The organism is Methanoregula sp. (assembly GCF_028679125.1).
In the GTDB taxonomy this organism is placed as follows: domain Archaea; phylum Halobacteriota; class Methanomicrobia; order Methanomicrobiales; family Methanospirillaceae; genus Methanoregula.
The window spans coordinates 40,730-52,298 of sequence record NZ_JAJRCG010000018.1 but is presented as its reverse complement, the minus strand read 5'-3'; the positions used below and the strand labels follow the sequence as shown (position 1 = coordinate 52,298).

At 52.0% G+C, this 11,569-nt stretch carries 7 protein-coding genes; 5 read left to right on the top strand and 2 right to left on the bottom strand.

What is annotated here, in order from left to right; all coding sequences use genetic code 11:
* Positions 1 to 12: 12 nt before the first annotated feature.
* Positions 13 to 489 carry a 50S ribosomal protein L11 gene (locus LUQ43_RS10985; RefSeq protein WP_299967535.1) on the bottom strand — a complete coding sequence of 159 codons (477 nt, stop codon included), beginning with the start codon at positions 487 to 489 and terminating at the stop codon, positions 13 to 15.
* Positions 490 to 656: 167 nt separating this feature from the next.
* On the opposite strand from LUQ43_RS10985, the gene LUQ43_RS10980 reads away from it, so the two are divergent.
* Positions 657 to 1,829: a hypothetical protein gene (locus LUQ43_RS10980; protein ID WP_299967533.1), complete on the top strand. Its 1,173-nt coding sequence runs from the start codon at positions 657 to 659 to the stop codon at positions 1,827 to 1,829.
* 1,156 nt (positions 1,830 to 2,985) lie between these two features.
* Here the strand turns inward: LUQ43_RS10980 and LUQ43_RS10975 are convergent.
* The gene (locus LUQ43_RS10975) at positions 2,986 to 3,537 is read right to left on the bottom strand and encodes a GNAT family protein (RefSeq protein WP_299967530.1); all 552 of its coding nucleotides are present in this window, start codon (positions 3,535 to 3,537) and stop codon (positions 2,986 to 2,988) included.
* Positions 3,538 to 3,698: 161 nt separating this feature from the next.
* Between LUQ43_RS10975 and rsgA the strand changes: the two genes are divergently transcribed.
* The 4 genes from rsgA to LUQ43_RS10955 all read left to right on the top strand — a co-directional run bounded on the left by rsgA (position 3,699) and on the right by LUQ43_RS10955 (position 11,547).
* The gene (gene rsgA / locus LUQ43_RS10970) at positions 3,699 to 4,796 is read left to right on the top strand and encodes a ribosome small subunit-dependent GTPase A (protein WP_299967527.1); all 1,098 of its coding nucleotides are present in this window, start codon (positions 3,699 to 3,701) and stop codon (positions 4,794 to 4,796) included.
* A 196-nt stretch (positions 4,797 to 4,992) separates the two neighbouring features.
* Positions 4,993 to 8,370, top strand: a complete 3,378-nt coding sequence (locus tag LUQ43_RS10965; RefSeq protein WP_299967522.1) for a response regulator — start codon at positions 4,993 to 4,995, stop codon at positions 8,368 to 8,370.
* 46 nt (positions 8,371 to 8,416) lie between these two features.
* Positions 8,417 to 9,010, top strand: coding sequence for an SET domain-containing protein (locus LUQ43_RS10960; RefSeq protein ID WP_299967519.1), 594 nt, complete (start codon positions 8,417 to 8,419; stop codon positions 9,008 to 9,010).
* Between the two features lie 245 nt (positions 9,011 to 9,255).
* Positions 9,256 to 11,547, top strand: a complete 2,292-nt coding sequence (locus LUQ43_RS10955) for a PAS domain S-box protein (protein WP_299967516.1) — start codon at positions 9,256 to 9,258, stop codon at positions 11,545 to 11,547.
* Positions 11,548 to 11,569 lie beyond the last annotated feature (22 nt).

The window sequence follows — 11,569 nt, the reverse complement described above, 5'->3', positions numbered from 1 at the left end:
GGTTTTCTCATGTTATTTCACGAGAACACTGTCGTACTTGCCTTCATCAATGAGGGCGAAGACATCCTTTGCCTTCTTGCCGTCAATGGTAACTCCCATGCTGACACACGTGCCGATGACCTCTCTGACTGCGGTCTTCAGCTCGTACGAGAGCATGCCTTCGAGTTTCATGTTGGCAATTCTGACAGCGGCCTCGAATGGCAGGTTCCCTGCCACTTTGACGTTGGGCTCTCCGGATCCTTTCTCGATACCGGCCTCTTTCTTGATGAGTGCCGTGGTCGGTGGGATACCGACCGTCAGCGTGAAGTTCTTCTTTGCGTCGACTTCGATCTTGACAGGGACCTGCATGCCGTTGAAGGATGCGGTCTTCTTGTTGATCTCGTCAACTACGGCCTTCACGTTGATACCGAGTGGTCCAAGCGACGGTCCTAATGGTGGACCTGCCGTTGCCTTTCCGCCGGGTACTAATACCTCGACCACTTCTGCCATAGTCTTTGCACCATGCCGTCCCTCCTGCGGAGGGTTCCGAGCTTGGGTCTGTTAAATTTGACGGGAAGGGAGATAAAGGTGATCTTGGATGGGCATTTTATTACATCAATAATCACGCGATCGATCAATTCAAACAATGATTAAAATTGAAAGTTCAAATATACTTTATGAAAAGTGATGATACTCCATTTTTGAATCTTTTAAAACAAAATCCAAAACTTGAGAGAGTGGTGCTGGATAAATTTTCAAGACATCATGAGTATCTATCTTCTCTTGACAACCTTATTGCTGATTTAGAACGATTAGATTGTCGAAATATAGGTAAAAAAATCCAAGAGACAAATGCTTTAGATAAATTTTCTTCATTAACTGCTGAATTCATGGCAGCAAAAAAACTTGCAGAACATGGATTTGTTGTTACATTATTATCAGATGATTTTTTTGGAAAATCCACCCAATCTCCAGATATTCATGGAGAAAAATTTAACAAGTCATTTTATTTTGAGGTTACACGGTTTAGTGATAGTAATGCCGTTCTTTATATTATTGAAGAATTACGAGAATTCTTGAAAGACAAACCATTCATTGTGAATACAGTTTTTAAAACAGAATTAGCTCTTCCAGCATTTTCGAAAACTGATAGAACCGTTCAAAAGGAATTAGCTAAAAACTCAATGCTCCAATTTAAAGAACACGTGAAAAAAATAACTGTGGAGGATACTCCTCAAAAATTTCAAACTGATGGGATAGAATTTACAATACTACCCGCAGATTCCACTACTGGATATCCTGGAATTTTGAGTTCTGGTTGGAAATTTCCTGAAGAGGTTTTTGAACTATATGTCACTGGCAGGTTATTAGAAAAGGCATGTAAGCGATCTAGTTTCAAAAAAAATAATCGAAAGATTCCGTATATTCTTGTTTTTTTAAGCGATGATAGTTCGATTGATGAAATGGACTTCAAGATGCTACTTTACGGTCGAACAATTGAATATGGTATTTGGGATTCCGGAGATCCTCAACTGTTAGAACAAATGAAAATAGAAAGAGAAAAACAATGGCGAGAACTTGTGAAAAATAAGCGAAAATATATTCAAAATTATTGTGAGATTGAATCTGCAAGTAATTTTGGATGGAAAAAATTCTTAGAAGAAATGAATTTGATTCCAAAAAAATTCTGTTATCTGAACAAAGTTGGATTATTTTTATCGAATCCTTTAATGAAAAATGTCAGCGGGATTATTCTAATCACAAAATCAGAGAGGCTAACATTTTACCCAAATCCATTCTGTTACAGTGAGATAAACGATATTGGCATTTCAAAAAATTTTAATTTTTAATAGAATCATTCATCGGTCCTCGCCCAGTACTAATCCAGCCCCATATTACCCCCCGATTCCCCTCATTTATCGGGCAACCGACACTGTTTCTATTCAAATCCACCCAATAATCCCATTTTTACGACAGAGAATCGGTACCGGACCATGGCACTATTTAGCACTATTTAGTTGCACGATCTCCCCCAAATTCAAACACCGGCAAATTCCCGAAACCCAAACGAAAATCACCCTGCAAAAAGACGCACATAGACGCGTTCTGTGGGCATTTGGGGTTTACCACAAGGTTTGGACGTGGCCGGATGAGCCCTGGATCTTCATTTTCACGTCGGATAATAAAATCTGGGCTGGTGACGGGCACATGCTCTTGGGGATTCTCCGTCGGGAAGCCCATTACGTTGTAAGATAGTGGTTGTCAATTCAGTTGTCAATCAAGTTGTCAATTAAAAAAACAGTCGCGGATGAGAACATGGTCACCGGGAGATGCTCCACACCGCAACCCCGATGACTTGTGCCCCTTTGCCAGGGATGATATCCAGATTGGGTTCAAGATGCAGGGTGATCTCGTCCCTGATATTCTGTTTTACCTCCTTGATAGTCTGGCCCTGTATGATGCAGCCGGGACGAGAGAGAACCGTCCTCTCCTTTGGTGATCACAACTTTCAGCTGCACGATCCGCCTCCCTCTGGGTTTCGAACTGGTCCGGACCGGCAGCGGATAATCGGTGTTGTTATTCCATGATTCAATCACCCAACATGGCCCCCCTCTTCGCCCTCCCCCTCAATCTGTACCCATGCGACCCCCCCTTGGCACCCGGCCCGCAAAAACCTCCCCACATCCATAAAACTCACATCGTAAAATTGCTCAAAAATACGCAAAAAATCTGCGCGAAAATACAAAGGGGGAGGGGGGGTCGCGTGGGTACAAGATGAAAACGGGAGCCCCAGGCAAAGCGGAAGGACCGATAATTTATGACGTGAAATTTCCAGACCCGCCCTTCAGCACGGGATCTTTTTGTACCCACGCGACCCCCCTCCCCCGCCATTAATCGCCAGTACCCTCATCCAGCAATCCGCATTCTCCATACCGCGGGCAAAGAAGAGACATCGTCCCGTAAATCCGGTACAGGGAACGCCTGCCAGACCCAAAAGGCAAGGTATCAGGGTACGTCAGGGCGGTATTCCCCAGCCAGCATCCCGTAATACCGGCTCGACCGCCAGTGATCCCGCAGCCAGACATGCTCGCGGAGCGTGCCCTCATACTGCAACCCGCACTTCTCCATCACGTGGGCCGAGGCATGGTTGAGATCATCGCATTTCCCGTAAATCCGATGCAGGGAAAGCCTGCCGAACCCGAAGGCAAGGAGAGCCCGGAGAATTTCTGAGGCATACCCGGATTTCCAGCAGCCGGGCACCAGGATACACCCGACCTCCGCAGTGGTCGGCTGTTCAGGATCGATCTCGAGCATCGCAAAGCCGGCGAACTCCCCGGTTCCCGCAACCCGGACCGCGAGTACGTAATCCTGCCGGTCGGCCCGCACAGATTCATCGATTGCGTGCTGCACGAACCCGGCAACCTGCTCATCGTTCTCAAGCCAGATGAACACGTATTTCATGACGCGGGGGTCCCGGGCGAGCTGCATCATACTGACGAGATCCTCCCGGTTCATATCCTCAAGCAGCAGCCGTTCTGTGGTAATGCAAAAAATCATGCCATGCCCCGCGGTTAATCCAGTAAGAAAATGTGTCCGGGAATGTTGAAACAGTTTTGTAAAAACACCCTCCGGGGTTCTGACAGGAGGGGAGCAACCGCGACCACAAACCACTTGGCACCCTGAGCCCCACGTTCCTGAAACACGTTCAGGTTATTTCCATGAACACATCTGATTCCGGATGCACAGAGGTGCATTCCTCTACCCTGAAACAGCTTGGCTGGACAGAAGAACATGCGCAGGCATTTTCAAAATATACCGGGCCCTATGTTCCCGGCCGCGTGGTCTGCCGGCAGAAAACCGTATGGGACGTTGTTATCGATGGCGGATCCGTTACGGCAGGGATCTCCGGGGCCTTAAAAAAGCTCGGCCGCTTTCCCGCAGTGGGCGATTTCATCGTGCTGCTCCGCCAGCCTGAAGCCGGTTCCTCCACGATTGTTGATATCCTGCCGCAGAAATCGGTATTCTCGCGGGGAACTTCCGGAAGAGACGGCACAGACCAGGTCATAGCGGCCAATATCGACATCGTGTTTATTGTCACGGCAGCCGGCCATGACCTCAATGCACGGAGGATCGAACGATACCTTGCGATCGCCCATGCATCGGGAGCAAAACCGGTGATCGTGATCAATAAATCCGATCTTGCAACAGACCCTGCCCTGCTCACTGATGAAATTATCCCGGTCGCATCCGACATTCCGGTTATTCCCGTGAGTGCCATCAGCGGGGACGGGATCGCCCGGCTCGAACCATTCCTTACCCCCGGCACCACGATCGTACTTATCGGTTCATCCGGTGTCGGCAAGTCCACGCTGATCAACCGGCTGCTGGACCGGCCCGTCCAGGAAACCTCCGTTATCCGGGACTATGACGGGAAAGGCCGGCATACAACGACCGTACGCCAGCTCTTCCTCTTGAAGAGCGGGGCACTCATGATCGATTCTCCCGGGATCCGGGAGGTTGGCATGGGCACGGCATCAGATGGCATTGCCGACACATTTCCGGAGATTCTCGAACTCGCAACCGGATGCCGGTTCTCTGACTGCCGGCACGAGCGGGAGCCGGGCTGTGCCGTGCAGGAAGCCGTGAAAAGCGGGACGCTTCCTTCATCCCGGCTGGAAAATTATCACCGGCTCATGCGGGAACGTGCATTCACGCAGGAGAAGGCCGAGATTGGGCTTGTACGGTCAGAACGGAAACGATGGAAAGGAATCTCGAAACTCGCAAAGGAGATCTCTCAGGGAAAGCGGGAGTTTTAGAGGCCCCAGGCAGGTATAATTTTTGAGGGTAATCACCATCAATTGCGGGTTAAAAGAGTGAAAAAATTTCCGGCAAATTTCCCAAAAAACGACCGGCAACGAATCCGCAGGCCCGGCACCCCGCACTGTACCCGTCGTGCAGCAGAATTGATACGAAACGACACTCATTTATCTGTTCGGGGAATAGTATCCAGTAATGCAGGATAATTCTCCGGCAACCGAGGTGTGTCGCGTCATCTATGTGGATGACGAACCAGGCCTGCTGGAGATCGGCAAGATCTTCTTAGAGAACGACCACTCGTTTGTTGTCAAGACATTCCTCTCCGCACGTGAGGCCCTCGACCACCTGGCCTCAGAACGGTATGACGCGATCGTCTCTGATTACCAGATGCCGAAGATGGACGGTATCACCTTCTTGAAAGCGCTGCGTGAACGAGGAGATGCCACACCATTTATCATCTTCACCGGCAGGGGCCGGGAAGAGGTGGTCATCGATGCGCTCAACAGCGGGGCTGATTTTTACCTCCAGAAAGGCGGCGATCCGCAACCCCAGTTTGCCGAGCTCGCGCACAAGATCCACCATGCAATCTCCCGGAAACGGGCGGACCTGGCGCTGAAGAAGAGCGAACAGGATTATCGCAAACTCATCGAGCATGCCGGCGAAGGGATCTTTGTTACCCAGGACGAAGTGTTCAAACTGGTCAACCCGCAGCTGATCACATTGACCGGGTATGCCGAACAGGAACTGCTCGACCAGCCATTCACCCGGTTTATCCACCCGGAAGATGCCGGCCTGTTACTGGACCGGTACAGGAAACGCATGAGCGGAGCCAACTTCGCCACCCACTATATCTTCCGGATCATCTGCAAGGATGAAACCGTCCGGTGGGCCGAACTGAACGTGGTTTCCATAACATGGAACGAACGTCCCGCCATCCTGAACTTCCTGACCGATATCACCGAACGCAAACGCATGGAAGACTCGCTCAGGGAGAGCGAGGAGCGATACCGCCAGTTTTTCAGGACAACCCTGGATGGCCTTTTCATCACAACTCCTGATGCACAGTGGATCGATTTTAATGATGCTATCCTGGAGATGTTTGGATGTACCAGCCGGGATGAAGTCTTCAGCAGGCCCATCATCTCATTCTATGTACACCCGGAAGAACGGGCGGTGTTCGTGGAACTCGTTGAGCGGGACGGGTATGTCAAAGAGCATCCGGTATCATTCAGGAAACGGGACGGCACACGCTTTGATTCCGTCATGACCGTCGTGCCTCGGAGGAATCCTGACGGATCTACCAAAGCGTTCATCGGCACCATCCGGGACATCACCGAACGAAAACGCATGGAAGACACCCTCAGGGAAAGTGAGGAGCGGTACCATCTTTTTTTCAAGACAGCTAAGGACAGCGTCTTCATCACAACGCCGGAGGGGCAGTGGATTGATTGCAATGATGCCGTTGTAAAGACATTTGGCTTTGCCAGTCGTGATGAAGTCATTGGCGTGCCCGTCATCTCGTTCTATGGGCGCCCGGAAGATCGCGCCGTACTCGTTGACCTTGTCGAACGGGAAGGATATGTCAAAGAGTACCCCCTTTCATTCAGGAAACGGGACGGCACATGCTTTGATTCCGTCATGACTGTCGTGCCGCAGAGGAATCCTGACGGATCTACCAAAGCGTTCATCGGCACCATCCGGGATATCACTGACTGTGAACTTGCAGAGGCAGCGCTTCAAGAGAGCGAGGAGCGGTACCGCCAGATCTTTAATTCGTTTGATGACCTGTACTACGAGACGGATGTCAACGGGATTATCACCCATCTTTCGCCCTCACTCTATCATGTGACCGGGTATATACAGGAAGAGTTGATCGGCAAACCGGTAACGAAAATCTATGCCAACCCGGAATCCCGGAACAACCTGCTCAATGCGATCGCAAAGAACGGACATGTAAGGGATTTCGAGGTGCTGGCAGTAAAGCGTGACGGGACAGAGACCATGGCATCGCTGAATGCAAACCTCATATACCATGCAGATGGCACCCCTGCGGGAGTCGCCGGAATCCTCCGCGATATCACCCAGCGCAAACATGATGAATATGCCCTGCGGGAGAGCGAGGAGAAGTTCCGGTCCCTTGTCGAGTATGCCCTTGAAGGAATCCTTATCCTCGACCTCCATGGGCAGATCCTGTTTGCGAACACTGCGGCAGCCCGCACCATAGAGGTCGGAGGCGGGGCAGACCTGGTTGGCAGGAGCGTGATGGAATTCATTGCTCCCGAATCCCGGCCCGATGCCGTGCGTGACTTTGCACAGGTTGTCCAGGGTCATGATGCGTGCTTTGCGCAGTACCATGTGATCTCGGCAAAAGGGAGCAGAAAATTTGTGGAAAGCATTGGCAAGACCGTTACCTACGAGGGAAAAACCGCAGACCTCATCTCGATCCGGGATATCACCGCCCGCAAGAGAGCCGAAGATGCCCTGAAAGAGAGCGAGGAGAAGTACCGTCTCCTCATCGAGAACAGCCACGACATCATCTATACGGTGAACGCGGAGGGTAAATACATCTTCATCTCCCCCAGTGTCACCACGCTCCTTGGACGCCGGGTATCCGAAGTCGTGGGAAAAAATATCCGGCAGTTCATTCATCCGGATGACCTCCCGCATTGCCTGCTCGCCATGAAGAGGACACTCGAGGAGGGAATCACGCAGCAGGAGATCGAATACCGCGTGTCGCATGCCGACGGCTCATGGCGCTGGCATGTCTCAAAAACGGTTCCACTTCGCACCGGATCCGGTGAGATCACCAGTATTGAGGGGATTTCAAGCGATATCACCGAGCGCAGGCGGGCGGATGATGCCCTGAAACAGGCAAACCGGAAACTGAGCCTGCTCTCCGGCATTACCCGACATGATATCAGGAACCAGCTCACGGTCATCAGGTCATACATTACCCTGATGGAGAGGAGGCATGCCGATCCCGTGTTCACGGAATATCTCCGGAATATCGATGCTTCCGCACAGCGCATCTCCACGATGATCCAGTTCACCAAAGATTACGATGAGATCGGGGTCAGGGCACCTGCATGGCAGGACATCCAGGCACTGGTGAATGCAACAGCAATGCAGGTCCCCCTCGGCCGGATCCTGGTGAAAAACGACATCTCCCCGGGCATGGGAGTGTTCGCCGATCCCCTCATTGCCAGGGTATTTTACAACCTGATGGATAACGCGATGCGGTATGGCGGGAAGATCTCGGCCATCCGCTTCGCTGTGCAGGAACGTGAGGGGGACCTGATCATTGTCTGCGAGGATGATGGTAACGGGATTGCCGCCGCTGAAAAGGAGAAGATCTTCGAGCGCGGGTTCGGGAAGAACACCGGCCTTGGCCTGGCCTTGTCAAAGGAGATCCTCGCCATCACCGGCATCACGATGACCGAAAACGGAGTGCCGGGCACGGGGGCGCGATTCGAGATGGCTGTGCCTGCCGGGAGTTACCGTTCGGGATACGATCCCGGCAGTCCTCCCGCCTGCACCGGTACTCCCGATCATTCCCGTCACCACAATCAATAAAAAACATCGGTCTCTTACACATCTCCACGTACTTACGAGCGTGTTCATGACTATCAGCAGCTGGTTGCATCCCCATCTGGAGAAACGAAATTCGGATACGGAAGGGCATGGGATATTTGCCCGGGCGGATATCAGAAAGGATGAGCGGCTGGCAATTTTCGGCGGGAAGATCATGCTGATCGACGATATGTACCAGATCCCCGAAGAGCTCCAGAGGTTTACCATGCAGATCGAGGAGCGGTTTGTCCTGGGTCCTTCCGGCACCGTTGCGGAAGATACGGACTTTTTCAACCACAGCTGCTGCCCCAACTCCGGGTTCAAAGGCCAGGTCTTCCTGGTTGCCATGCGGGATATCCGGGCCGGGGAGGAGATCACGTTTGATTACGCCATGACGGTCTCTGAATCGGTGGGAAGCGACATGGTCTTTTCCCTGGACTGTGCCTGCGGTTCACCACTCTGCCGGAAAACGATAACGGAACAGGACTGGATGCTTCCCGCATTACAGGACCGGTACCAGGGGTATTTTTCCCAGTATATCCAGGATAAGATCGAGGCACGGAATGCGGCTCGTGCTGGGGAACTGGCAGGCAGCGACGTAATTGTTCCCGAAAACGAGACCGCCGTATTGCTTTCCCGGTGAGTACCTTCCTCCTGGCTGCAGTATCGTATACGGGATTTTCTTCCATCGGGACCGAACAGGTACTTCGCTGCTGCGATTGAACACTAAAAAGACGACGAGGTTGCAACCGGCAGACCATTTTTTTAATCCGGATGCGTAGGAGGAACACGGGCCGAAGCCGGACGCGGGGAGCACCCGGAAAATCCAGCCGTAGTTCATAGAACGATCGACAGCAATAAATCAGTTATACATAATACTTCCCTATAATGATGAGCAATACCAGCACACCCACCATCAATAAAATCCTGTACGTTGATGACGACCCGGGTCTGCTGGAGATCGGCAAGATCTTCCTTGAGAGTAACGGGACATTATCTGTCACTACGTATCTCTCGGCATCTGCTGCACTGGACCACCTGAACTCCGCGTCGTATGATGCCATTGTTTCTGATTTTGAGATGCCCCGGATGAACGGCATCCAGTTCTTAAAAAACCTGCGTGAACGGGATGACACGACCCCGTTCATCATCTTCACCGGCCGCGGCCGGGAGGAGGTGGTCATTGACGCGCTCAACAGCGGTGCCGATTTTTACCTCCAGAAGGGAGGTGCGCCAACCGCCCAGTTTGCCGAGCTGGAGCACAAGATCCTCCATGCAATCTCCCGGAAACGGGCGGACCTGGCCCTGAAGAAGAGCGAACAGGATTATCGCAAACTCATCGAACATGCCGGTGAAGCGATCTTTGTTACCCAGGACGAACTGTTTAAGCTGGTTAATCCGCAGCTCATCAGCTTGTCCGGGTATTCCGAACCGGAACTGCTCAACCAGCCCTTCACCCGGTTTGTCCACCCGGATAATGCGGGTATTCTGCTGGACAACTACAGGAAACGTATGGCCGGATCCAATCTTCCCACACACTATATTTTCCGGATTATCCGGAAGGATGAAACAATCCGGTGGGTTGAACTGAATGTGGTTGTTATCACCTGGGACGAGCGCCCTGCAATCCTGAACTTCATGATCGACATCACCGACCGGAAACTCGCCGAGGATGCACTCAAAGAGAGCGAAGAACGCTACCGGCACCTTATCGAACATGCCGGAGAGGGGATCTATGTCGTGCAGGATGAGATACTCCAGATGGTTAACCCGCAGACAACCGCACTGTCGGGGTATTCTGAACAGGAACTGCTCGGCAAGCCGTTTAAAAATTTTGTCCACCCGGCAGACTTCGGTGTATTAATCGACCGGTTCAAGAGACGGATCAACGGGGAGACGGTCCCGTCCCGGTATCCGTTCCGGTTGTCCCGAAAGGACGGGACCATCAAGTGGGTTGAACTGAGTGTCGTGACCATCAAATGGAATGATGCGGCGGCAACGCTGAATTACGTGACAGATATCACCGACAGGAAACTCGCGGAAGATGCGCTTAAGGAGAGTGAGGAGCAGTACCGCTTGTTTTTCAAAACATCCCAGGACAGTGTCTTCATCTCCGGGACAGATGGGAAATATATCGATTTTAATGATAATTTATTCGAAAGACTCGGGTGCAGGAGTCGCGAAGAGGCGTTATCCATCGATGTTGCATCCACGTATGCACACCCGGAAGAACGGGCACCGTTCCTTGAACTCGTCAGACGGGAAGGATATGTCAGAGAGTATCCGATTGCATTCAGGAAACGGGATGGCACAGACTTCGACACGCTCATCTCAATCGTGGCCCGGAAAAATCCTGACGGATCAACCAAAGCGTTCTTTGGTACCGTCCGGGATATCACCGAACGCAAACGTGCTGAGGCTGCTCTCAAAGAGAGCGAGGAGCGGTACCGCACGATCTTTGAATCGTTTGAAGACCTCTACTACCAGACGGACACAAACGGCATCATTACGATCCTCTCCCCCTCCCTCAATCGCCTCACCGGGTGGACCGGGGAGGAACTAATCGGGGAGCCGATAACGAAAATCTATGCCAATCCCGAAGACCGGCAGATTCTGCTCAATGAACTCGCAGAGAAGGGGTACGTGAGGGATTACGAAGTGCTGCTGCGGAAGCGGGACGGGACAGAGACTCCGGTATCCTTAAGTGCGAACCGGATTTTCCATCCGGATGGCTCGCCGTCAGGTGTGGCCGGGATCATCCGGGATATCACCCGGCGCAAACAGGCCGAAGATGCCTTACGCGAGAGCGAAGTGAAGTTCCGCTCGCTGGTCGATCATGCCCTTGAAGCGATCATGATCACCGACATGCAGGGAAAAGTACTGTTTTGCAACAATGCTGCAGCCCGGACGGTCGATGCAGAAAACTGTGAGGACCTCATCAGCAGGAACGTAATGGAAGTGATCGCGCCGGAGTCCCGTGCTGATGTCGTGAAGGACTTCGAAGAGGTGGCCCGGGGTCACGACGCCTATATTGCGCGCTACCACCTGATCTCCCTGAAGGGGAGGGACGTGTTCGTGGAGAGCATCGGCAGGGTGATCACGTACGAGGGAAGACCTGCAGACATCATCTCCCTCCGGGAGGTGGCGGGGCAGACGCAGCGAACTGGCCTGACACCGTAGTCTGCAATCCTCGAAACTTCTC

What these genes read in the sequence shown, in the direction of transcription:
- LUQ43_RS10985 (WP_299967535.1), bottom strand. Translation starts at nt 489, where the DNA reads ATGGCAGAAGTGGTCGAGGTATTAGTACCCGGCGGAAAGGCAACGGCA.
- LUQ43_RS10980 (WP_299967533.1), top strand. Translation starts at nt 657, where the DNA reads ATGAAAAGTGATGATACTCCATTTTTGAATCTTTTAAAACAAAATCCA.
- LUQ43_RS10975 (WP_299967530.1), bottom strand. Translation starts at nt 3,537, where the DNA reads ATGATTTTTTGCATTACCACAGAACGGCTGCTGCTTGAGGATATGAAC.
- rsgA (WP_299967527.1), top strand. Translation starts at nt 3,699, where the DNA reads ATGAACACATCTGATTCCGGATGCACAGAGGTGCATTCCTCTACCCTG.
- LUQ43_RS10965 (WP_299967522.1), top strand. Translation starts at nt 4,993, where the DNA reads ATGCAGGATAATTCTCCGGCAACCGAGGTGTGTCGCGTCATCTATGTG.
- LUQ43_RS10960 (WP_299967519.1), top strand. Translation starts at nt 8,417, where the DNA reads ATGACTATCAGCAGCTGGTTGCATCCCCATCTGGAGAAACGAAATTCG.
- LUQ43_RS10955 (WP_299967516.1), top strand. Translation starts at nt 9,256, where the DNA reads ATGATGAGCAATACCAGCACACCCACCATCAATAAAATCCTGTACGTT.